General features: G+C 67.2%; 20 protein-coding genes. 12 read left to right on the top strand and 8 right to left on the bottom strand.

Annotated features, from left to right (window positions below):
• The first annotated feature begins 76 nt into the window (after positions 1-76).
• Positions 77-385 (top strand): monooxygenase, encoded by a 309-nt coding sequence (locus CCR84_RS08070; protein WP_201211205.1) that lies wholly within the window; start codon positions 77-79, stop codon positions 383-385.
• Positions 386-413: 28 nt separating this feature from the next.
• Complete coding sequence (locus tag CCR84_RS08065) at positions 414-929, top strand: GNAT family N-acetyltransferase (protein WP_242508609.1); 516 nt, start codon at positions 414-416, stop codon at positions 927-929.
• Here CCR84_RS08065 and CCR84_RS08060 read toward each other — a convergent pair.
• Both CCR84_RS08060 and CCR84_RS08055 read right to left on the bottom strand, forming a co-directional pair.
• Positions 911-2224 (bottom strand): HD domain-containing phosphohydrolase, encoded by a 1314-nt coding sequence (locus CCR84_RS08060; RefSeq protein ID WP_201211203.1) that lies wholly within the window; start codon positions 2222-2224, stop codon positions 911-913. The two genes, CCR84_RS08065 and CCR84_RS08060, sit on opposite strands and share 19 nt — an antisense overlap.
• A 122-nt stretch (positions 2225-2346) precedes the next feature.
• Positions 2347-4059, bottom strand: coding sequence for a putative bifunctional diguanylate cyclase/phosphodiesterase (locus tag CCR84_RS08055; RefSeq protein WP_201211201.1), 1713 nt, complete (start codon positions 4057-4059; stop codon positions 2347-2349).
• Between the two features lie 332 nt (positions 4060-4391).
• Between CCR84_RS08055 and CCR84_RS08050 the strand changes: the two genes are divergently transcribed.
• Together CCR84_RS08050 and CCR84_RS08045 are read left to right on the top strand one after the other, a co-directional pair.
• A complete protein-coding gene (locus CCR84_RS08050; protein ID WP_201211199.1) occupies positions 4392-4811 on the top strand; it encodes a CBS domain-containing protein in 420 nt (139 codons plus the stop codon).
• A gap of 137 nt (positions 4812-4948) precedes the next feature.
• Complete coding sequence (locus CCR84_RS08045) at positions 4949-5542, top strand: lipocalin family protein (protein ID WP_201211197.1); 594 nt, start codon at positions 4949-4951, stop codon at positions 5540-5542.
• Positions 5543-5573: 31 nt separating this feature from the next.
• Here the strand turns inward: CCR84_RS08045 and CCR84_RS08040 are convergent, their stop codons facing one another.
• Positions 5574-10709 carry a RecQ family ATP-dependent DNA helicase gene (locus tag CCR84_RS08040; RefSeq protein WP_201211196.1) on the bottom strand — a complete coding sequence of 1712 codons (5136 nt, stop codon included), beginning with the start codon at positions 10707-10709 and terminating at the stop codon, positions 5574-5576.
• Between the two features lie 407 nt (positions 10710-11116).
• Between CCR84_RS08040 and CCR84_RS08035 the strand changes: the two genes are divergently transcribed.
• From CCR84_RS08035 to CCR84_RS08000, 8 genes are all read left to right on the top strand, one after another.
• A complete protein-coding gene (locus CCR84_RS08035) occupies positions 11117-11281 on the top strand; it encodes a DUF2256 domain-containing protein (RefSeq protein WP_201211195.1) in 165 nt (54 codons plus the stop codon).
• Positions 11278-12627, top strand: coding sequence for a DASH family cryptochrome (locus tag CCR84_RS08030; protein ID WP_201211194.1), 1350 nt, complete (start codon positions 11278-11280; stop codon positions 12625-12627). The genes CCR84_RS08035 and CCR84_RS08030 overlap by 4 nt, the downstream gene beginning before the upstream one ends.
• Positions 12627-14183: a cryptochrome/photolyase family protein gene (locus CCR84_RS08025; protein ID WP_274610791.1), complete on the top strand. Its 1557-nt coding sequence runs from the start codon at positions 12627-12629 to the stop codon at positions 14181-14183. The genes CCR84_RS08030 and CCR84_RS08025 overlap by 1 nt, the downstream gene beginning before the upstream one ends.
• Positions 14184-14289: 106 nt before the next feature.
• On the top strand, positions 14290-15672 hold the full coding sequence (locus CCR84_RS08020; protein ID WP_201211193.1) for a 3'-5' exonuclease family protein: 1383 nt from the start codon (positions 14290-14292) through the stop codon (positions 15670-15672).
• Entirely contained in the window at positions 15635-16150 is a 516-nt protein-coding gene (locus tag CCR84_RS08015) for a DUF29 domain-containing protein (RefSeq protein WP_201211192.1), read from the top strand. The genes CCR84_RS08020 and CCR84_RS08015 overlap by 38 nt, the downstream gene beginning before the upstream one ends.
• 93 nt (positions 16151-16243) lie before the next feature.
• On the top strand, positions 16244-16393 hold the full coding sequence (locus CCR84_RS08010; protein ID WP_201211191.1) for a hypothetical protein: 150 nt from the start codon (positions 16244-16246) through the stop codon (positions 16391-16393).
• Between the two features lie 142 nt (positions 16394-16535).
• Positions 16536-18182: a phosphoglucomutase (alpha-D-glucose-1,6-bisphosphate-dependent) gene (pgm, locus tag CCR84_RS08005; protein ID WP_201211189.1), complete on the top strand. Its 1647-nt coding sequence runs from the start codon at positions 16536-16538 to the stop codon at positions 18180-18182.
• Positions 18179-18571, top strand: a complete 393-nt coding sequence (locus tag CCR84_RS08000; protein ID WP_201211188.1) for a YajD family HNH nuclease — start codon at positions 18179-18181, stop codon at positions 18569-18571. Before pgm ends, CCR84_RS08000 begins: the two co-directional genes overlap by 4 nt.
• Positions 18572-18625: 54 nt before the next feature.
• Here CCR84_RS08000 and CCR84_RS07995 read toward each other — a convergent pair whose 3' ends face one another.
• The 5 genes from CCR84_RS07995 to CCR84_RS07975 all read right to left on the bottom strand — a co-directional run bounded on the left by CCR84_RS07995 (position 18626) and on the right by CCR84_RS07975 (position 21266).
• Entirely contained in the window at positions 18626-18991 is a 366-nt protein-coding gene (locus tag CCR84_RS07995) for a cupin domain-containing protein (RefSeq protein WP_242508608.1), read from the bottom strand.
• Entirely contained in the window at positions 18988-19353 is a 366-nt protein-coding gene (locus tag CCR84_RS07990; protein WP_201211186.1) for a cupin domain-containing protein, read from the bottom strand. The genes CCR84_RS07995 and CCR84_RS07990 overlap by 4 nt, the downstream gene beginning before the upstream one ends.
• Positions 19354-19355: 2 nt before the next feature.
• Entirely contained in the window at positions 19356-20195 is an 840-nt protein-coding gene (locus CCR84_RS07985; protein ID WP_201211184.1) for an N-acetylmuramoyl-L-alanine amidase, read from the bottom strand.
• A gap of 103 nt (positions 20196-20298) precedes the next feature.
• Positions 20299-20616, bottom strand: coding sequence for an H-NS histone family protein (locus tag CCR84_RS07980; RefSeq protein ID WP_242508607.1), 318 nt, complete (start codon positions 20614-20616; stop codon positions 20299-20301).
• A 167-nt stretch (positions 20617-20783) separates the two neighbouring features.
• Positions 20784-21266, bottom strand: coding sequence for a hypothetical protein (locus tag CCR84_RS07975; protein ID WP_201211182.1), 483 nt, complete (start codon positions 21264-21266; stop codon positions 20784-20786).
• Positions 21267-21507 lie beyond the last annotated feature (241 nt).

Here is a 21507-nt window from a genome sequence, read left to right as displayed (position 1 = left end):
CTCTAGCATCGGCGGGCCGGATGGCCGCTCGGCGAATGCACTCCGGCACCGGTTTCCGCAAAGAAAGGAGCAGAAAATGGCAGTTCTGTTGCAGGTCGATTTTCCGTTTCAGGGCCCCTGGGGCGAGGCGATGAGCGAAGCGATGCGCGGGCTGGCGCAGTCGATTGCCGGGGAGCCGGGGCTGCTCTGGAAGATCTGGACCGAAAACGCCGCGGCCGGCGAAGCCGGCGGCATCTACCTCTTTGCCGACCGCGCCAGCGCCGAGGCTTATCTGGCGATGCACAGCGCGCGGCTGAAGTCCTTCGGCATCCCGCAGGTGAATGCCAAGCTGTTCGACGTCAATGCCGAGCTGTCGGCGATCGACCGGGGGCCGCTCGGCGCCTGAGTTCGGCAAGGATTCGGCAGCGACCGGCATGCGACCGCCCATCCGTCGCCTGTCGCCCGAGGCAGTCGGCGAACTCGCGCCGGCGCTCGGCGCGCTCCTGCTCGACGCGGTCGCCGACGGCGCTTCGGTCGGCTTCATGGCCGACCTCTCGTCCGCGCACGCGAGCGAGTACTGGCGGGCGATCGCGGCAGCGCCGGCGGGGCGCGTGGTCCTCGTCGGCGAGGACGCTGAAGGCGTCGCGGGTGTGGTCATGGTCGTCCCGATGCAGGCCGATTTTCAGCCGCACCGCGCAGGAATCGCCAAGCTGGTGGTGCATCGCCGCGCGCGCGGGCGCGGTCTCGGCGCGGCACTGATGCAGGCGGCGGAAGAAGAGGCGCGGGCACTCGGAAAGACGCTCATCTCGCTGTTCACGCGCAACGGCGGCGACGCCGAGCGCCTCTACGCCCGACTGGGCTGGATCAAGGCCGGGATGATCCCCGACGACTCGCTTCAGCCCGACGGCTCGCCCTGCGACCTCGCGATCTACTACAAGCGCATCGGCTGAGCGGGGAAAGCCGCCCCGGGCAGGGCCGCGGCCATCGCCGCCGGCATGTCCTCGGCGAGCACGGCGACGATGTCCGGCTCGATCTGCCCGCGCGCGACCAGCTCGTTCATGAAGGCAAGCACCGCGTCGGCGGAGAATCCCGCACGGTACGGACGGTCCTGCACCATCGCCTGGAAGATGTCGGCGACGCGCAGGATGCGTGCCTCGAGCGCCAGTTCGGCGGCGCGCCGGCGGAACGGATAACCGCTGCCGTCGGGCTCCTCGTGGTGGCTGCCGGCCCACTGCGCGATCTCCTCGAAGCCGCCGATGTTCCTCAGGATCTGCAGGGTCTCGAAGCTGTGCGCGTTGATGATCTTGCGTTCGCAGTCGTCGAGCCGGCCCGGCTTGTCGAGGATCTCGTCGGGAACGCGCAGCTTGCCCAGATCGTGCAGGAGGCCGGCAATCTCGATCTTGTCGCGGTTTGCCGGAGCGACCCCCATGCGCCCGGCCAGGTGGCGTGCCAGGCGGGCAACGCCGCGCGAATGCTCCACCGTGAATGGACTCTTGGCATCGACGATGTGCGCGAAGATTTCGGCGAGTTGCTTCAAGTCGCCGAGCGAGGCAAGACAAGGCTCGTGGCTCGCCAGCCGGTCCTGCAGGATCGACTGGATGGCGCGCGGTTCGAGCTGCAGCCAGAAGGCTTCGGGGGCCGAAGCCGCGAGGAAGGCGTCGACGATCTCGGGCGCGAAGAAGCTGCCCGCGTTCGCGGCAATCCGCTCGCGAATGCCGGCGGTCGCCATCAGCAGCGAGCGATCGCCGTAATGGGTGGCGGCCAGCGCATCGACCCGGTCGACGAGGAAGATCAGGTTGGCCATGCGCTTCTGCGCGGCGCTGAGGTCGCCGCGCGCGACGAGCGCGTCCCAGTGGGTGTGGTGGTAGCGGATCGGCAGCGCCATGGCCGCCAGCGGCGCGAAATCGCGCAGCAGCTCGTAACCGAGCTCGCAGTGGCGCCGGGAGCTGTCCCAGTCGAACTCGCTGACCAGGTGCTGGTGCGTCCCCGTCGACGAGACGCCGATGTCGTGCAACATGCCGAGGTCGAACAGGAAGGTCTGCTCGTCCTGCTCGAAGCCTAGCCACGGCGCACAGGCGGCGGCCATGATGCCGACCCGCTTGCCGTGGCCGACGTCGTCGACGCCGACCAGATCGAGCGCGTCGGTCAAGGCATAGATCACGTGGCGCAGGTCGACGCCGGGGACGGCATGCGTCTCCTGTCCGGATTCATCGTCTTGCGCATAGCGGTGCTGCGTTGCGTCCATGGTCCGCCCCCTCGGGCACGGCTCCTCCGCCGGCGGCGAGGCGTCACCCTCCTGACATTGTAGGCTGCGGGTCCCCTGAACGGGCGAGCCCGGGATGCAGCAATCAGCTGCTGCGCAAGGCGTCAGTCGCCGTGGGCGCTGCGCTCGACGAAGGCGTGGAAATCCTCCAGCGGCATCGGTCGGCCGAAGAAATACCCCTGATAGAGATTGCAGCCCAAGTCTGCGAGGATGCGCCGCTGTTCCTCGGTCTCGATGCCCTCGGCAGTGACCGACATCCCCATGCTGCGACCGAGCGCGATGATCGTCTGCGCGATGACGACGCTGCTGTGCTCGGTCTGCAGGTTGCGGACGAAGGACTGGTCGATCTTGAGCTGGTCGAGCGGCAGGCGTTGCAGGTAGGCGAGCGACGAGTAGCCGGTCCCGAAATCGTCGAGCGCGAAGCTGACGCCGATCGACTGCAACGCGCCCATCTTCCCGATCACCGCCTCGACATCGTCGATCAGCAGGCTCTCGGTCAGTTCCAGCTTCAGCCGGTGCGGGTTGGCACCGGTCCGCTCGAGGATGGCGGCCAGCTGATCGACGAAATCGCTGCGGGAAAACTGCTGGGCACTGACGTTGACCGACAGGGTGAGTTGCGCGAATGCGGGTTCCTCGGCCCATGCCAGCAGACGCTGGCAGGCGGTTTCGAGCACCCAGTCGCCGATCGGCAGGATCAGGCCGGAGTCCTCGGCCACCGGGATGAATGCTGCCGGCGAAACCATGCCGTGACCCGGTCGATCCCAGCGCAGGAGCACTTCGGCACCGACGATGCGGCCTTCGCCGTCGACCTGCGGCTGGTAGTGCAGGACGAACTGCCTGCCGGCCAGGGCTTCGCGCAGCGCGGCGACCAGTTCGGCACGCTGCGTGGCGACGCGCTGCATCTCTGCGTCGAAGAAGCGCATGCAGTTACGTCCGGCGGCCTTGGCCTCGTACATCGCCAGTTCGGCCTGCTTCAGCAACTCGTCGACACCTTGCGCGCTGCCAAGAAACAGGGTGACGCCGATGCTGACCTCCCCCTGATGCTCCTGCTCTCCAAGCTGGAAGGGCTCGGCGAGCAGTTCGAGGATCTTCCTGCCGCCAGCCTTGGCCTGGATGACGGCTTCGTCGCACGCGCCGCCGAGGTCCTCGAGCACGGCGACGAACTCGTCGCCACCGAGGCGCGCGATCGTGTAACTCTCGCAGAGGCTCGCCTTCAGGCGATCGGCAATCTGGCGTAGCAGCTGGTCGCCGAGCTCGTAGCCGAGCACGCTATTGACCGTCTTGAAATCGTCCACGTCGACGAACAGCAGCGCCCCGTAGCGCTGCCCGAGCTGGCTGACCGAGAGCGCGTGCTGCAGCCGATCGAGCAGCAGTTGCCGGTTGGGGAGCTGGGTCAGCGGATCGTAGAACGCCAGACGCGCGATCTTCGCTTCCGCCTCCTTGTGCCGGGTGAGGTCGGTATGCGCGGCGACGTAGTGCGTGACGCGCCCGGCAGCATCCCTGACGGCGTTGATGCTGAGCCAGTCGGCGTAGATCTCGCCATTCTTGCGCCGGTCCCAGATCTCTCCCTCCCACGAACCGGTGCCGAGCAGGGTCTGCCACATCTCTGCGTAGAATTCGGGCGGATGCCGTCCCGAGCGCAACAGGCGCGGAGTCTGCCCGACCGCCTCGGCGGCGCTGTAGCCGGTAGTCTTGGTGAACGCCTGATTGACGCGCAGGATCACACCCTGGGCGTCGGTGATCATCATGCATTGCTGTGAATCGAAAGCCGTCGCCGCGATGCGCAGCTCGGACTCGGCCTGACCGAGCAGGTTCATGGCGACATCCCTGCACGGGATGACCCGAGCCTGCCCACGGACGCAGCGATTCGTCGCGCGCGGTCGGCATCGTACGACAGGGCAGGTAGCGCAGACATCTTGTGCTGTTCGTCACCTCGGCCGCAGGCGATCGGTGTGATCCGCGGCTGGAAAACTCGGAGCTGCAGCGGCGGCCCGGAAGCCTGGCTGCTCTACAGCATCTTACCTCCTTGGTGCGGGCTCTTGAAGCCTGGCGCGCCGGAACGTAGCGAGCGCAGTCGAATGGAATGTCCCTGCGCGCCCATATCATTTACAATGGCTTAACATGTTCCCAATCCGTGGAGGAGACCGTCATGACCAATCGCAGCCTGCAGTTGATTGTCGAGAACCAGGATCCGCTGACCCTCGGGCCGGGTGACTCGATCCAGGAGGCGTGCGCGCAGATGTGGGAGCGCCGCGTCGGAGCAACGCTGGTGGTCAACGGCGGCAAACTGGTCGGCATCTTCACCGGCCGCGACGCAGTGCGCATCCTCGCCGAGGGGCGTGACCCGGTGCATACGACACTGGCTGCGGTGATGACCCGCAACCCCGACTCGCTGCCGTCGACCGCGCACGCCATCGACGCGCTCAACCAGATGCGCGACTGTGGCTACCGGCACATCCCGGTGGTCGATGGCGAAAAGCTCGTCGGCATCGTCTCGCGCAGCGATTTCGAAGGGCGCGAACTCGAGCTGTTCGAGGAAGAAACCACGCTCTGGGAGCGCACCGCCTGAGTGGCAGCGGCACGAGGGCGGCAGGGCGATCCCGGGCAGGCGCGGCACAGGGTCGCTTACCAAACGCAGCGCTTGCGGCGATAATCGGTGACCGATCACGACGTGCCGCCATGCCCATGAACCTCCGCCGCCCATTCATGCACCGAGCCCTGGCCATCGTCGCCGCGCTCGGCTTCTTCATCACGCCGGCCGCAGCGACCGCCGAGGAGACGCCGCTGCCGCCGGTGCAGAGCGTCGCTGCCGTCGACCTGACGCGCTATCTCGGCCGCTGGTACGAGATCGCCGGCTTCCCGATGTTCTTCCAGCGCGTCTGCCGCGGCGACACGACCGCCACCTACGGCCTGCGCGAAGACGGTGACATCTCGGTGACCAACCGCTGCCGGACCGAGAGCAGCTTCGCGCAGGCAGTCGGCAAGGCCTGGGCCGTCGAGGGAACGGGCAATTCGCAACTGAAGGTGCAGTTCTTCTGGCCCTTCCGCGCCAACTACTGGGTGATCGGACTCGACCCGGACTACCGCTGGGCGGTGGTCGGTAACCCCAACCGCAAGTACCTTTGGATCCTCTCGCGCACGCCGACGCTGCCGGCCGAGTCGCTCGAACTGGCGCTCAAGGCAGCGACCGCGCAGGGCTTCGACATCGGCCAGTTGCGCTACACGGCGCACGGGCTCGGTCCGGACCCTGCCGCAGAAAAGCCTGCTGCCGCAACGGCGGAAAGCGAAGCAGCGCGCTGAGCTTCGCGGCTGACGCCGCGCGCACTGAATCCTATGCCGGCGGCTGGTAGTCGATGCGCGGCAGCACCAGTTCCCAGCGACCTAGCTTGCGCCGCGGATCGGGAAGCTTCTCCTGCTTCTCGTCGCGCACCAGGATCGCGGCGACGCTGACGGAGAGGATTTCGCCTGCGGGCGGGCGGAAGGCTTTGGCCATGCGGGTGACGGCGATGCCGGCGCGGGTCGCGAGTTCCCAACGCGCAGGATTGAAGCTGCACTGCCGCAGCAGCAGCGGATCGCCGACCGACAGGCCGGCGAGCGCCGCATGCAGCGGCGCATCGGCCGGGAAGTGCGCGGCCCACGACAGGTAGACCTGCCCGGCGCCGGCGACCATGCTGCGCCGGTCGAGCCGCGGGTCGCGCTGTTGCTCGCTTTCCGGCTCGGGTGGCCGGATACGCAGCGGCAGCGCGCCCAGGTCGGGGATGAACGCGTGCCGTCCGCGCACGCGTTCGCACAGCGTCAGGCTGGCGCGCGCCCGCGTCATCGCGACGTAGTAGAGGCGCCGCTCGTCGTCCAGGCGCTTGCTCCAGCCGCCGCCGTCGAGGATGACGACGTGGTCGAATTCGAGCCCCTTGGCCGCATGCGCGGTGAGCAACCGCAAGGGACCGGAGGCGTCGTCGTGAGCGGCTTCTTCACGGAATTCGTGGAAGGATTCGATCACGTCGGCGACGACGCGCTGAAAGTCGCCGGCAGCTTCGAGCTCGGCGATGAAGCGCGCCAGCGCCGCGAGCCAGGGGTTGTCGATCTCGTCGAGGCGCTGCGTGGCGTGACGCCGCCGCAGCCAGCGCGACAGCGTGCGTGCGCGCAGCAGCGGCCGGCGATGCCGGCGCAGGAGCTCGAGCAGTCCGCGTCCCTCGCGCGTCTGGTGCAGCCTGCAGCCCGCCTCCTGCTGGCCGACCCGCACCGGAATCCCGGCCAGCCGGCAGGCAGCGGCGAGCGCTTCGAGCTGTTGCCACTGGCGGGCGATGACCGCGCAGCGGCCCCAGGCGAATTCGCGGTCGGTTTGCCGGAGGCGCTGCAGTTCTTCCAGTGCGAGCAGGGCCTCGCTGCGCAGGTCGGCCGGGACTTCGAGGACGACGACGCGACCGCGGCGCGGGTCGCTCGCGTCGAGGCGTCCGCCGGGAGGCTGCTCGCGGCGCAGCGGGTCGATGCGCGGCTCGGACCCGGCCTTCAGCCGCTTGGGTGCGCGCACGATCAGCGCATTGGCGGCATCGATGATGTTGCGCGTCGAGCGGAAGTTGTCGAGCAGCAGGAAGCGCGACGCCGCGTAGTCCGACTCGAAGCGACGGATGTAGCCGACCTCGGCGCCGCCGAAGGCGTAGATGTTCTGGTCGTCGTCGCCGACCGCGAAGATCGACAGCCGGTCCTCGGCGTCGGCCTGCGTGCGCCCGGCGATCGCCGAGACCAGCGCGTAGGCGTCGGCGTCGAGGTCCTGGTACTCGTCGATCAGGATGTGCGTGATCCCAGCGAGTTGCCGGTCGCGTCCCGCGCCCTCGTCGTTGTTCAGCAACTCGGTCGCGCGCCCGAACAGGCCGGCGAAGTCGGGTTCCTCGCCGCGCTCGGCCAGGAGCGCGAAGCTGATGCCGAGCAGGCGCAGCGAGAATCCATGCAGGGTCTGCACGGAGAGGCGCGCGGCGTCCTCGCCGATCAGCGCCCACAGGCGGCGGCGGACCTCGACGACGGCACTGCGGTTGAAGGCGAGAACGAGGATCTGCGCCGGCGGCACCTGCTGCACGCGCACCAGCCAGGCGATGCGATGGACGAGGACGCGCGTCTTGCCCGAGCCCGGGCCAGCGAGGACGAGCTGGCTGCGCTGCGTCGGCGCAGCGACGATTTCCTGCTGCGCCGGGTGCTTCAGGTCGGTGAGAATCCTGCGGTACGCGGAATCGCTGGTGGCGAGCTCGAGCACTTCCTTGCGCCCGGCGAAGTGGCGCGCGATGAATTCGTCGCGCGGCAGCGAGAAGTAATCGCCGACGAAGCCGAGCGCCGCCTGCACCTTCTCCAGCGCCAGCCGCGCGTACTCGGCCATCACATGCACCTGCACGATGCGGTCGTGGTAGTGCAGTTCGAGCCCGGCGTAGTCGCCGCGCGAGAACTGCCGGCGAGCGGCGTCGGGGTTGAAGTGCAGGCTCATCGCCGGCCGGAAAACGCCCTTGCCGCGCGCGACCGAAAGCACTTCGCAGTGGTGCAGGTGCATCAGCACGGCGCCGATGGCGACCACCCAGTCGCGGATGTCGTGGCTGGCCAGAGTGATGTCGGCGGCGAGCGCGTCGCGCAGTTCATTCTGGCGGACGACGACCAGCGTCTCGTTGCCTTTTCGCCGCGCCTCGAAGAAGGAAAGCGCAGCGGCGGCGACGTCGATCCGGCGGCGGGCAATCGTCTCGATCGTCTTCCAGTCGCGCGACAGGCGCAGGCGCAGCCGCTCGGGACCGGCCGGCGCCAGGTCGATCAGCGAGCGCAGTTGCTGGCCTTCGCCGAAGGGCAAGGCGAGCGCCTTGAGCAGGCGGCGCAGCCCCGCCGGTTCGATCCCGGCGCCGCTGCGCTCGCGCAGTTCGTGACAGAGGCGGCGCAGATGCACTTCCTGCCATTCACCGGGGACGGCGTCGGGGGCGTGCTCGCGCATCAGTTCGATCAGTTCCGGCTCGATGCGGCGCAGGCGTTCGCAGCGCGCCGCCGACGGATCCTTGCCGGCAAAGAGAACCACCGCGATTTCCTGGTCGTTGGCGAGGATGCCAGCGTCGTCGAGTTCGCGCAGCATCTTCTGCACCGTCGCCGAATCGGCGCCGGTCGCCTGCATCAACTCGTCGGTGGTGACGCTCTCGTCCTCGCGCACCTGCAAGAGCGCCGAGAGAAGCCTGAGGTGGAAATCGGGTTCGGCGACGCCGTGGCGCAGCAGCTTCTCCTGCGCAGCTTCGATCCCGGCGACCTTCAGCGCGCCGGGAAACACGCGCGTCTCGTTTTCCATCCGCCACAGCAACTGTGCCTCCTCCAACCAGGCGATGGCCACGCGGACCTTGGTGTCGGCGTCGCGCGCAGCGCTGTCGAAGCCCGCGTCGTCGGGAAGTTCGAGCAGGATTTCGCCGGTCGTCGCGACCACCTCGCCGTCGCCGCGCGACTTGCGCTCGATCTGGCGCAAGGCCTTGAGGATCGCGCGGATGTCGCGCTGCGACAGGCGCGAGTCGCGCAGCAGGCGAAACTGGAAGTCGAGGTCGGACTCGTCGTAGAGCAGGACGCAGCGCGCCAGCGCCTGATCGCGTCCGGCGCGACCGGCTTCCTGCAGGTAGTTTTCGAGCGAACCGGGCGTGTCGAGGTGGATCACCAGGCGCACGTCGGGCTTGTCGACGCCCATGCCGAAAGCGTTGGTCGCGGCGATCACGCGCAGTTCGCCGCGGATGAACGACTCCTGCACGCGGCGCTTCTCGTCGGGGTCGATCCCGCCGTGGAAATGCGCGGCTTCGATGCCGGCCTCGCGCAGGAAGGAGGCGAATTCCTCGGTCGCCTTCTGCCGTGCGCAGAAGATGATGACGCCGCCGGGTTCGCCGAGCGAATCCTCGATCAGTTGCAGCGCCCGCGCGAACTTCTGCTGCGCGGCGACGGCAATCACCTCGTAGGCGAGGTTGTCGCGCGCTACGCCGCCGGCGCGGACTTCGAACTCGATGCCGAGCCGCTCGCGGAAATGCGTGACGATGTCGGCGACAACGTCGGGCTTCGCCGTCGCAGTGAAGGCGAACACCGGCGGAACGTCCCGGTAGCGGCGACGGATGAAGCGCGAGACGTAGAGATAGTCGGGGCGGAAGTCGTGTCCCCACTTCGAGAAGCAGTGCGCCTCGTCGAACACCCAGGCGGCGACTTCGCGGTGGCGCAGCGCGTTGGCGAAGGCCGGGCTGCGGAACTGCTCGGGAGCGACGAAGACGATGCCGAGGTCGCCCAGGCGCAGACGGTCGAGCATCTCCTTGCGTTCGAGCGGCGCCAAGAGTCCGTTGAGGAAACCGGCGCTGTTCACGCCGCGTTGCAGCAGGTTGTCGACCTGATCCTTCATCAAGGACTGCAAGGGCGAGACGACGACGGTCAGCGCGCCGGTGCGGTAGAAGCGCGACAACGCAGGCAACTGGTAGCACAGCGACTTGCCGCCGCCGGTCGGCAGGATCGCCAAGGTCGGCCGGCGCGCGTAGCCGTTGCGAACGATCGCCTCCTGCAGCGAACGCCCGTCGGCGGTCGTTGGGTTCGGTCGGAAGCGGTCGATTCCGGGAAAGTACAGCGCCAGTTGCCGGCCGAGATCGTGGTTCTCGCGGCACCACGCGCAATCGGGATCGGCGCAGGGCGTGTCGCGCAGTTCGCGCAGGAGTTCGGCGGTCGCCGGAAACTCCTTGCTCACCCAAGGCGGCAGCACCGAGTTGCCGCCGGCAACGCGCAGCCAGACGAGGACGTAGGCGAGCGGCAAAGCCATCGTCACTGCGGCGAAGTCCCGAGCAAGAACGCGCGCCAGCGCGCTGCGGCAGACCTTGTCTTCGACGCAGCGCACGAAAGCCGCGCGCGCCGCTGCGACCGGCGGTCGCGGCGAGCCGCGCAGCTTGGCGAAGAGCTGCCCGAAACCCTTGCCCGCAGCGAGCAGGTGGTGCAGGCAGAGCATCTCTTCGGGGTGTTCGGACTGACGCTGCGCCAGTGCCGCGCACTGCTCGCCGAAGAGCGTGAACGACAGCTCGGCGTCGGCGACCGGGTCGCTGCGCGCCGTCGACACCAACTTGTAGTCCTTGACCAGCCGGTGATAGGGGTTCTGCGGAAAGGCGATCGGCGACAGCAGCAGGGTGTCGATCAGCGGCAGCGCATGCAGCCTGAGCTGCGGAAAAAGATCGGCGAGCGCCGGGACGTCGAAGGCGACGATGTTGTGGCCGAGGACGAAATCGGCGCCTTCGCTGATCGCGTCGAGCTTGGCCGCCAGCGCCCGATCCTTGCCCGAAATGCGCAGCCGCTGCCCGCTGTCCGGGCGGAAGGCGCCGATTTCCTTCAGCGCCAGCCGGTCGGCGCGGCGCGTCTCGATGTCGAGGCAGAGGCAGCGCGGAGTGATGGCAACAGCGGCGAGGGCAGCTTGAGGCAACTGCGAGTTGGCGTCGACGACGATTTCCGGATTCATGGCCGCGCAGGATCAACCTGGATGATTTGCGAGAGAAGCGCTAGCTTGGGATACGATAGTATCGCCGCGGCCGATCTCGATGCACACCATCTGCATCGGCGAACGCACCACCGAATGAGAGCTGGCGAGGGAAGCCAGTCTCCGGAAACTCCGGGCAAGTTCCGTCGCCGAGGAACCGCTCGCATGGCCGCCCGCTGCCACCTGCACGGCGGTTCGCCAGGGATATACAAAATCCATCCTGGAAAAAGCACTTGGCCACGAAATGCACGAAAAAACGCGAAATCATTCATGGGGTTTGACGCTGAGTGGAAACAACCCGATGGGCTAGACACTGAACGACGGCAAACCTATGTTTTCTTTCGTGACTTTAGTGTTTTTCGTGGCTGAAAAGAGGTTTTGAGGTTCATATGAAGATGCGCAAGAAGTCCGACCTGCCGACCAAGACCTGCCTCTGCTGCGGCCTGCCCTTTGCCTGGCGGAAGAAATGGGAGCGGGACTGGGAACAGGTCAGGTACTGCTCCGAACGCTGCCGCCGCAGCGGCAGTTCCACGGCGACGCGCGCTGCCGCATGACGCCCCCCTGCCCGCCCACCCCGCCCGGGGTGCTGTTCTGGTTCCGCAACGACCTGCGCCTGCACGACCAGGCTGCACTGCACGCAGCCGTGCGCCAGGCGCGACAGGTCGGCGGCTGGCTGTTGCCGGTGTTCGTGCATGACCCGGCGCAGCAGGCTGTCACGCCCTGGGGCTTTGCGCGCAGCGGCCGGCATCGCCGCGCCTGGCTGGCCGCGGCCCTGGGCGACCTGTCCGCGCAGCTGCGCGCACTCGGCAGCGAACTCTTCGCGTGCCACGGCGACCCGGTCAGCGTGCTGGCTTCGCTCACGCGTGTCCTGGGTCGGCCGCTGCTGGTCTGCGAGGAGATCGCTGCGCCCGAGGAACAGGCCGTCGTGCACGCGCTGCGCGCAGCCGGCGTTTCGGTGCACGAGCTCTGGCAATCGACCCTGCTCGACCCGGCCAGCCTGCCGTTCGCGCCCGAACAGGTCCCCGATACCTTCACCGCCTTCCGCCAAGTGGTCGAGCGTGCCGGCGTGAAGGCCCCGGCGCCGCTGCCGGCGCCACGCGGGTTGCCGCCCCTGCCGGCGGCGATCATGCTGGACGCCGCGCGCAGCGTCGCCGCTGGACAAGCGCCAGCTGCAGATGCCGGCGCGGGGGATCCGGGCGACGCGCGCTCATCCTTCCCCTACACCCTGCCCGCCTTTCACGGCGGCGAGCGCGCGGCGCTGGCACACCTGCAACGCTACTGCGAACGGCGCCTGCCGCACAGCTACAAGGCGACGCGCAACTGCCTCTCCGGCACCGACTATTCGAGCAAGTGGTCGCCGTGGCTGGCCACCGGCGCGCTGTCGCCGCGCCAGGCCTGGGCGGCGATCGAGGACTTCGCCGCCGAACACGGCGCCAACGACGGCACCTACTGGCTGTGGTTCGAACTGCTGTGGCGTGACCACTTCCGCTGGCTGCACCGCAAGCATGGCGTCCGCCTCTACCGCGCCGGCGGACTGAGCCGGCAGCCACCACCGCCCCACGATCCGGCGGCATTCGCGCGCTGGTGTGAGGGTCGGACGGGCCACGCCTTCATCGACGCCGGCATGCGCGAGCTCGCCGCCACGGGATACCTGTCCAACCGCCTGCGCCAGAACGTCGCCAGCTACCTGATCCACGACCTTGGCTGCGACTGGCGTGCCGGCGCCGCCTGGTTCGAGTCGCAACTGCTCGACTACGATGTGTATAGCAACCAGGGCAACTGGCTCTACCTCGCCGGTCGCGGTACCGACCCGCGCGCTAGCCGCCGCTTCAACCCCGACAAGCAGGCCCGCGATTACGACGCCGACGGTGCCTGGCGCCGGCTGTGGGGGTGCGAGTGATGAGCGCAGCCGGCGGCCCGATCATGCGCCCCATCGTGCGCCTGATCCTCGGCGACCAGCTCAACCCCCGGCACAGCTGGTTTGCGACCGTACGTCCGGACGTGGTGCATGTGCTGATGGAACTGCGCCAGGAAACCGACTACGTGCGCCACCACGCGCAGAAGATCCTCGCCATCTTCGCCGCCATGCGCGAGCTGGCGCGCGAGCTGAAGGGCGCCGGCCACCGCGTGCGTTACGTGGCCATCGACGACCCGTCCAACCGCCAGCAGCTGACTGCCAACCTCGACGCGCTGATCGAGCACTACGGCGCCGGCGCGCTCGAATACCAGGAGCCCGACGAATGGCGGATCGACGCGCAGCTCGCCGCCTGGGCCCAAACCGCCGCGGTTCCGGTGCGCAGGGTGGACTCCGAACACTTCTACACGCGTCGCGACGAAGTCGCAGCGCTCTTCCAGGGTCGCAAGCAATGGCTGCTGGAACACTTCTACCGCCACCAGCGCCGCCGCCACGCGGTGCTGATGGAAGCCGACGGCCAGCCGGTCGGCGGCCAGTGGAATTTCGACCACGACAACCGCAAGCGCTGGCCCGGAACGCCGGCCGAGCCGCCCGACCGGCGTCCGCGCCACGACCATGGCGTGCTGTGGCAGACCATCGTCGCCAGCGGTGCCGGATACTGCGGCGACGCACAGGCGGACGCCTTCCGCTGGCCCGTGAACCGCGCCGAGGCGCTGGCCCAACTCGACGCCTTCATCAAAGACGCCCTGCCGTACTTCGGCGACTACCAGGACGCCTTGTCTGCGCGGGCCTGGCGCCTGTTCCACTCGCTCCTCTCCTTCGCGCTCAACGTGAAGATGCTCGACCCGCGCGAGGTGGTGCAGGCTGCCGAATCCGCCTGGCAGCGCGGTGAGGTGCCGCTGGCCGCCGCCGAGGGTTTCATCCGCCAGATCCTCGGCTGGCGCGAATACGTGCGCGGCGTGTACTGGGCGCACATGCCCGGCTACACGGAAAACAATGCGCTCGGCCACAGCCGCCCGCTGCCCGATTGGTTCTGGAGCGGTCACACGCGCATGGCCTGCGTTGCCGCCGCCATCGGCCAGTCGCTGCAGCACGCCTACGCGCACCACATCCAGCGCCTGATGGTCATCGGCAACTTCGCGCTGCTCGCTGGGATCGACCCGCAGGCCCTGCACCGCTGGTACCTCGGCGTCTATATCGACGCCTTCGAGTGGGTCGAGGCGCCCAACACCCTCGGCATGAGCCAGTTCGCCGACGGTGGACGCCTGGCGACCAAGCCCTACGTCAGCAGCGCCGCCTACCTCGAACGCATGGGCGACCACTGCCGGGGCTGCCATTACGACCCCAAAGCCAGGACCGGCGAGGGCGCCTGCCCGTTCAACGCGCTCTACTGGGACTTCTTCGCCCGCCACGAAGAGCGCCTGCGCGGCAACCACCGGCTGGCGATGGTTTACCGCAACTGGGACAAGATGCCGGAAGGCACCCGCGCCGAGCTGCGCGCGCAGGCGGCGCGCACGCTGGAACGACTCGAGGACTTGTGAAGCTGCGCCGGCTTCGCGCAGCCTGAAGTCGGCAGCGGGCACTTGCCGCGCTGGCGCAAGCGGGTTAAAAGACTTTTCGCCGATACATGAACCTCACCGCCCGATCATGACCTCGCTCACCGACCGCCCGCTCGCCTTCGTCGACCTCGAAACGACCGGCAGTCGGGCGAGCGTCGACCGTATCACCGAGATCGCCATCGTCACCCTGATCGACGGCGAAACCCATGCCTGGAGCCAGCTCGTGAACCCCGAGCGGCGCATCCCCGAGTTCATCGTCCGCCTGACCGGAATCAGCGACGAGATGGTCGCGGGAGCGCCGACCTTCGCCGAGATCGCCGCCGACGTGCGCCAGCGCCTCGACGGCTGCGTCTTCGTCGCGCACAACGCACGCTTCGACTACGGTTTCCTCAAGAACGAGTTCCGCCGCGTCGGCCTCGACCTGCGCGCGCCGGTGCTGTGCACGGTCAAGCTGTCGCGGCGGCTCTACCCGGACGATCAGCGGCACAACCTCGACCGTCTGATCGAGCGCCACGGCATCGTCCGCCGCGAACGCCACCGCGCGCTCGGCGACGCGCTGGCGATCCACGATTTCTGGCAGATCGTCGCCGCCGAGCAGCCGGCCGAGCTGCTCGCCGCGACCCTGCACGAAGCCGCGAGCAAGCCGAGCCTGCCGTCGTGGCTCGACGCCACCGACGTCGACGACATTCCCGACGGCTGCGGCGTCTATCTCTTCTTCGGCGAGAACGAACTACCGCTCTACGTCGGCAAGAGCAAGACCCTGCGCAAGCGCGTGCTCGCGCACTTCGCGGCCGACCATCGCGACGGCAAGGAGATGAGCCTCGCGCAGCAGGTGCGGCGCATCGAGACGATCAAGTGCGCCGGCGAGATCGACGCGCTGCTCTGCGAATCGCGGCTGGTCAAGGAGCTGCAGCCGACGCACAACCGCCAGCTCAGGCGCAACCGCGAATGCTGCGCCTGGCGGCTGGTCGAGCGCGCCGACGGCCACTGGCGGCCCGAACTCGTGCATGCGCGCGACCTCGAACGCGGCCGCCAGCAGAGCCTGTACGGACTGTTCTCGAACTCGCGCCAGGCGAACGAGGCGCTGCGCAAGCTGGTGCGCGAGCACGCGCTGTGCCCGACGACGCTCGGCCTCGAATCCGGCACACCAGGCAAACCCTGCTTCGCGCACCAGATCGGCCGCTGCCGCGGCGCCTGCACCGGCAAGGAGTCGCCCCGGCAGCACGGCCTGCGCCTGCAGCAGGCGCTCGCCGAACTGCGCCTGCAGACCTGGCCCTTCGCCGGCCCGGCGCTGCTTGCCGAAGGCGAGGTCTGGCACGTGATCGACCACTGGTGCCACCTGGGCAGCGCGCGCGATGAGAGCGAACTCGCCGAACTGCTCGCCGACGGCGACGCCGCGTTCGACCGCGACACCTACCGGATCCTGGTCAAGCATGTCGGGAAGATGCGACCGCTGCGCGCTGCGGCATAATTGCAGCAGCGACATCGGCAGCCGTTCGGCGCGAAGGAGAAAGCCTGTGCAAACTTACGAAAAAGACATCAACGCCTGGGCCAACGAGCAAGCGCGGCTGTTACGCGCCGGACGCTTCGATCTGCTGGACATCGAACACATCGCCGGGGAGATCGAGGACGTGGGCAAAAGCGAACAACGCGAACTGGCAAGCCGCATGGCCGTACTGCTGGCGCACTTGCTCAAGTGGCAGTATCAGCCGGAGCGCCGGGGAGCCAGTTGGGAAAAAACCATCAGGGCACAACGCAAGGAAATCGCCTATGTGCTTGACGAATCGCCGAGCCTGGCCCCTAAGCTGCAGGAACCGCGCTGGCTCGACATGGTTTGGTCAAGGGCGCTGGCGCAAGCGGTCAGCGAGACCGGGCTCGACTGCTTCCCCGAAGAATGTCCCTGGGCGGTGCAGGACGAAATCCTCGCTGCTTCGTGGTTTCCTGCCTGATCGGCAAGTGCGCAGGGTTCTTTTTCATTGCCTTAGAATATTCCCATTCGTCGCAATTCCGTCAGGTCCAGCTTTGCTCGATCGGAAAGAAATATGAACAGCAAGCCCTTGAGTCAGGCGTCAGATGAAGCCGCACGCAATGTCCAGGCTGCGCTGATTCGCGCCGCGCAGCGTGCGCGTGCGGTCGCCGCACAGACGCGGACGCGCCTGGTTGTCGTCAGGGACGGCAAGCTGGTGAAGTAAGCTGTCCTGCCTGCAAATGATGTTGCCCCTTCAGTAGTCTGAAACTGCCTAGCATTGATGCACACTGATCGATGTTTTGATAACGCGGATATACGACGTCGCTGTTAACGCCAAACATTTCTCCCTGCCCAGGAAGCCCCAAATGACCCATCCCCTCGCCGGCCAAGCCGCCCCCGCCGATTTTCTCACCGACATTCCCGCGCTGCTGGCGGCCTACCGTAACGCGCCCGACTGCAGCGACCCGGCGCAGCGCGTCGCCTTCGGCACCAGCGGCCACCGCGGCAGCGCGCTCAACGGCAGCTTCAACGAGGCGCACATCCTCGCGATCACGCAGGCGGTGTGCGAATACCGCGCGCAACAGGGGATCACGGGTCCGCTCTTCCTCGGCAAGGACACGCATGCGCTGTCCGGACCGGCGCAGCGCACGGCGCTCGAGGTGCTCGCCGCCAACGGCGTCCTCGTCCATTACCAGGAAAACGACGGCTACACGCCGACGCCGGTGATCTCGCGCGCGATCCTCGAACACAACCGCCTGCACGCCGGCGCCGCAGGCACCGCCGACGGTGTGGTGATCACGCCCTCGCACAACCCGCCGCGCGACGGCGGCATCAAGTACAACCCGCCCAACGGCGGACCGGCCGACACCGACGTCACCGGCTGGATCGAGAAGCGCGCCAACGCGCTGATGGCCGACGGCAACCGTGAGGTGAAGCGCCTGCCGTATGAACAGGCGCTGGCCGCGGCGAATATCGTCGCCACCGACTTCGTCGCTCCCTACGTCGCCGACCTCGACCAGGTGATCGACATGGAGGCGATCCGCCGCGCCGGACTCAAGATCGGCGTCGATCCGCTGGGTGGCGCCGCGGTCGCCTACTGGCAGCCGATCGCCGAGCGCTACGGCCTCGACATCGAGATCGTGAACCCGTCCGTCGACCCGGCCTTCGCCTTCATGACGCTCGACCACGACGGCAAGATCCGCATGGACTGCTCCAGCCCGTACGCGATGGCCAGCCTGGTCGGGCTGAAGGACCGCTTCGCGATCGCCTGGGGCAACGACGCCGACGTCGACCGCCACGGCATCGTCACCCCTTCGCTCGGCCTGCTCAACCCGAACCACTACCTCGCCGTCGCGATCAACTACCTGCTGACGCACCGGCCGCAGTGGTCGGATCAGGCCGCAGTCGGCAAGACCCTGGTCTCCAGCGGGCTGATCGATCGCGTCGTCGGCGGGCTCGGTCGCCGCGTGCTCGAAGTCCCGGTCGGCTTCAAGTGGTTCTCGGCCGGCCTCGTCGACGGCAGTCTCTGCTTCGGTGGCGAGGAAAGCGCGGGGGCGAGCTTCCTGCGCCGCGACGGAACGGTGTGGACCACCGACAAGGACGGGATCATCCTCGGCCTTCTGGCCGCCGAGATCACCGCGGTCACCGGCCGCGACCCGGGCCAGCACTACCTCGAGCTGGCCGCGCGCTACGGCACGCCGTACTACCTGCGCATCGATGCGCCGGCCTCGGCCGCGCAGAAGGCGGCGTTCAAGCAGCTCACTCCCGAGCGCGTCAGCGCGCCGACGCTGGCCGGCGACGCGATCGTCGCCAGGCAGACACGCGCTCCCGGCAACGACGCGCCGATCGGTGGGCTCAAGGTGGCCACCGCCGAGGGCTGGTTCGCCGCGCGTCCGTCGGGAACCGAGGACATCTACAAGCTCTACGCCGAAAGCTTCAGGAGCGCCGAACACCTCGACGCGATCGTCACCGAGGCCAAGGAAATCCTGAACGCGGCGCTGGGGACTGCATGATGGTCCCCAATAACGAGCGCCTCGACCGCGTCGTCCTCGAAGCACGCCAGGCGCGCGAGAAACGCGAACAAGGCTACCGCGAGCGCGCACTGAAGATCTACCCGTGGGTCTGCGGCCGTTGCACGCGCGAATTCACGCACGCCAACCTGCGCGAACTGACCGTCCATCACCGCGACCACAACCACGACAACAACCCGCCCGACGGCAGCAACTGGGAACTGCTCTGCCTCTACTGCCACGACAACGAGCACCAGAAGCAGCTCGAATTCGCGCAGCGCGGGGTCGGCAACCTCGGCGGCAGGAATGATGGCAGAAGCGGTGGCGGCGCCACCCACTCGCCGTTCGCGGCGCTGGCGGGGATGCTGAAGGGGAAGTCCGGCGCGGACTGACATTACGGGGACGGTATGCTTGATTCGAAGGAATCAAGCATACCGTCCCCCTGATCAGACGAAATGCACGGCCAGCCAGACGCTCGCGCTGTCGGCGGCGGTTGATTCGACGCGGTGGCGGCGGTGCGGGGCAATATGCACCCAGTCCCCGGGAACGAGATCGCGCGCTTCGGCTTCGTCGGCGAAGCGCAGTCGCGCGCTACCGCTGAGCAGGGCGACCCATTCGGCGACTTCCTCGTCGTACCAGAAGTCGGGCGGACTCGCCTGACCGGTGGAGACGATGCGCTCGATGCGCAGGCCGGGAGCGGCGAGCAGGGTATCGAAGTGTTCGCTGCTCGCCGCTCCTCCGTGCTCGCCCAGGCCGGCGAAGAGGTTGCCGCTGAACGGAAGATCGGCCGAATGGTTTGCGCTGGCGCTCATGTCTTTTCCAGTAGTTCGGTGTCGGCGTGGGAATACGCGGGGCTGCAGCAACAGAGGATGCGCAAAGCCTCGCTGCCGGTCGCTTCGATGCAGTGCGGCGTCCCCGCTTCGATCAGGACCGTGTCGCCGACGGCGACCGCGAAACGGCGATCGCCGAGCGTCATCACGCCGCTGCCGGCGGTGACGTGATAGAGCTCCTCGCTCGACAGGTGACGATGGAGGTGCGTGCGCGTACCGGGCAGGACGCTCGCTTCGGCAAGACTCTGTCGCCGGTTGCCATGCACCGCAGGGTGCATCAACTCGCGGATTTCGGAGCCGTCCTTGGTCAGGTAGGCAGGGATTTCGCTGTAGCGGGTGTGCATGCTCAGTGCCCGTTACCGTTGACGAGGGGAGCGACGGGCGACGGCAGGCGGCGTGGCGACGCAGCCTTCGCCTGCAGCAGGCAGTGGAGCAGCGCCTGCTCGCTGCTGCTCAGTTCGGCTCGGTCGTCGCCGGGCAGGTCTTCGCCACCGGCATTTTCGCCATTTGCCCGCACCAGCGCGCTGCCGAAATGCCGCCTGAAGGCCAGCCGCGCTGCTGTCGGCGTCAGCGGATCGTAGCCCAGCGCCGTCAGACCCAGGTCGGCAGAGAAGCCTTCGGGAGCACCCGTCAGCGGCGCCTCGCACCACAGGCCGAAACCCTGGCTGGCGAGTCGCCGCCAGGGAAAGAGGGGACCGGGATCGACCTTGCGCGTCGGCGCGATGTCGCCATGCGCGAGTACATTAGCTGGCGGTATGCGGTGCCGACTGCGCAATTCGTCGAGCAATTTGAGCAGTGCCAGGATCTGCGACTCGGAAAAAGGTTCTTCACCGGTATTGTCGAGTTCGATGCCGATCGAGGCAGAATTCATATCGGTGTTGCCGCCCCACCACGATTCACCGGCGTGCCAGGCACGGAAATTCTCGTCGACGAGTTGCAGGAGTGTGCCGTCGCGGCCGATGAGGTAGTGCGCGCTGACCTTGCGCAAGGGATCGGTGAGCGTCGTCAGTGCCCGCTCGACATTGTCGTTGCTGGTCTGGTGCAGGATGACGAAATTGGGCTTGCGCTGATCGTAATTGGGCGAAGGCCGCCACAGTGCGCCCTCTCCCTGCTGGGGAGGCAAAGGCGCGCAGGCGACCAGCAACAGCGCGGAGAGGAGCGACGCGGCAAGCGAGCGACTCGACATGTCACCGCCACGGATTCAAGCGAAGCGGATCATCGAGCAAGCAGCATGCCGCGTTTTCGAGAGACGCGGAATTTCTCCGAATAGCAAACCGCGCCAAACCGCGTCAAACCGCGAAATCTTCCTTCGCGCTGCCGGCAGCGATGGCTTCGCGCAGCCATTTCGGCTGAATGCCGCGACCGGACCATTCCTTCCCGGAAACGGGATCGCGATACTTCGCCTTGACGACACTGCCGCCGCGCTTGGTACGGCCGGAGAGGTCCTCGATGGTAATGCCGAACTGGACCATCTTTGCCTTGATGTCGGCGATGACCTGGGCAGTTTCCTGCTGGCGGACTTCCTCTGCCTGCTTCTGGAGTTCGGCGATTTGTTGCTGCAGCTCTGCGTATTTGGACATGGAGTATTCCTCTTTTTGGGTGGACATCGGGAATCAATTTCCCGATAGGTAATAATACTATACGCTGGAAGCTGTTTTTGGAAGGCAATCACGGCATCGATCGCCGAAGTAACAGGGCATTAGCACACCCATGTTCATACCCCGGTCATCGACGTGGTTTTCACGCAGGAGCAGGTCATAATTACGAGAAATAATCAGCGCCCTCTCTTCGATCCCGGGAAGGGCTTGCGCCGGCGCTGGCCGGGGCGTTCTTCAGTCTTGGGCTTGGCGAGCACCAAAATAGTGCGCGCACTGGCTGCAGCTGCACGATATTCAAGAATGGCCGCATTCACTTGTTCGACTTCGATCAGGATGGAAGCAGATTCGCCATTGCTCCGGAAAGCCGAGAGCTTTGGCCGGAGGGCGACGAGTCGTTCGGCAGTATCGGCCTTTTTCGGCAGCGCCTCGATCATCGTTTGCGCCTCGGGACTGAGCGCGAAGCGCCCCTCTGCTGCGACGAGCAGGCCCTGGCCCGACAGCCTGGCAAATGCCTCAGCGATTTTCGCCACGGCGGGAAGCGCTATGGGTTGTACCAGCTCGATGCCGGCGATGATTTCGCTCAGCTCCGCCGCTCGCCGTTTGCTCGCCAGTGCGCTTGCCAACAGGAGGACGAGATCGACATCATGAATCGGGGACATGGCAGCAGCTTTCGGTGACAGGTAAATCGGCGGCGGACTTGTCAGGCGAACAAACCCGGGACGCCGCGATTCTCGCCGGAGCGCATTCGCGGCAGGAGCATGAGTCTAAACCCTGACGCCCGCAGGCATGAAAGTAAATGGCGCGCTCACCCTGGCGATCAATCCAGCCCAGATGCTGTATATAATCACAGCATGAATCCGGCCATGCCCCTCCGCTTCATCTGCCCGCACTGCCACAGCC

Origin of the sequence: Rhodocyclus purpureus, from assembly GCF_016653115.1 — a bacterium.
Classification (GTDB): domain Bacteria; phylum Pseudomonadota; class Gammaproteobacteria; order Burkholderiales; family Rhodocyclaceae; genus Rhodocyclus; species Rhodocyclus purpureus.
This window is presented reverse-complemented; position numbering and strand designations above follow the sequence as displayed.

Bases quoted from the DNA above. Each gene is read 5' to 3' on its own strand.
- CCR84_RS08070 (WP_201211205.1), top strand. From the start codon at position 77: ATGGCAGTTCTGTTGCAGGTCGATTTTCCGTTTCAGGGCCCCTGGGGC.
- CCR84_RS08065 (WP_242508609.1), top strand. From the start codon at position 414: ATGCGACCGCCCATCCGTCGCCTGTCGCCCGAGGCAGTCGGCGAACTC.
- CCR84_RS08060 (WP_201211203.1), bottom strand. From the start codon at position 2,224: ATGGACGCAACGCAGCACCGCTATGCGCAAGACGATGAATCCGGACAG.
- CCR84_RS08055 (WP_201211201.1), bottom strand. From the start codon at position 4,059: ATGAACCTGCTCGGTCAGGCCGAGTCCGAGCTGCGCATCGCGGCGACG.
- CCR84_RS08050 (WP_201211199.1), top strand. From the start codon at position 4,392: ATGACCAATCGCAGCCTGCAGTTGATTGTCGAGAACCAGGATCCGCTG.
- CCR84_RS08045 (WP_201211197.1), top strand. From the start codon at position 4,949: ATGCACCGAGCCCTGGCCATCGTCGCCGCGCTCGGCTTCTTCATCACG.
- CCR84_RS08040 (WP_201211196.1), bottom strand. From the start codon at position 10,709: ATGAATCCGGAAATCGTCGTCGACGCCAACTCGCAGTTGCCTCAAGCT.
- CCR84_RS08035 (WP_201211195.1), top strand. From the start codon at position 11,117: ATGAAGATGCGCAAGAAGTCCGACCTGCCGACCAAGACCTGCCTCTGC.
- CCR84_RS08030 (WP_201211194.1), top strand. From the start codon at position 11,278: ATGACGCCCCCCTGCCCGCCCACCCCGCCCGGGGTGCTGTTCTGGTTC.
- CCR84_RS08025 (WP_274610791.1), top strand. From the start codon at position 12,627: ATGAGCGCAGCCGGCGGCCCGATCATGCGCCCCATCGTGCGCCTGATC.
- CCR84_RS08020 (WP_201211193.1), top strand. From the start codon at position 14,290: ATGACCTCGCTCACCGACCGCCCGCTCGCCTTCGTCGACCTCGAAACG.
- CCR84_RS08015 (WP_201211192.1), top strand. From the start codon at position 15,635: ATGTCGGGAAGATGCGACCGCTGCGCGCTGCGGCATAATTGCAGCAGC.
- CCR84_RS08010 (WP_201211191.1), top strand. From the start codon at position 16,244: ATGAACAGCAAGCCCTTGAGTCAGGCGTCAGATGAAGCCGCACGCAAT.
- pgm (WP_201211189.1), top strand. From the start codon at position 16,536: ATGACCCATCCCCTCGCCGGCCAAGCCGCCCCCGCCGATTTTCTCACC.
- CCR84_RS08000 (WP_201211188.1), top strand. From the start codon at position 18,179: ATGATGGTCCCCAATAACGAGCGCCTCGACCGCGTCGTCCTCGAAGCA.
- CCR84_RS07995 (WP_242508608.1), bottom strand. From the start codon at position 18,991: ATGAGCGCCAGCGCAAACCATTCGGCCGATCTTCCGTTCAGCGGCAAC.
- CCR84_RS07990 (WP_201211186.1), bottom strand. From the start codon at position 19,353: ATGCACACCCGCTACAGCGAAATCCCTGCCTACCTGACCAAGGACGGC.
- CCR84_RS07985 (WP_201211184.1), bottom strand. From the start codon at position 20,195: ATGTCGAGTCGCTCGCTTGCCGCGTCGCTCCTCTCCGCGCTGTTGCTG.
- CCR84_RS07980 (WP_242508607.1), bottom strand. From the start codon at position 20,616: ATGTCCACCCAAAAAGAGGAATACTCCATGTCCAAATACGCAGAGCTG.
- CCR84_RS07975 (WP_201211182.1), bottom strand. From the start codon at position 21,266: ATGTCCCCGATTCATGATGTCGATCTCGTCCTCCTGTTGGCAAGCGCA.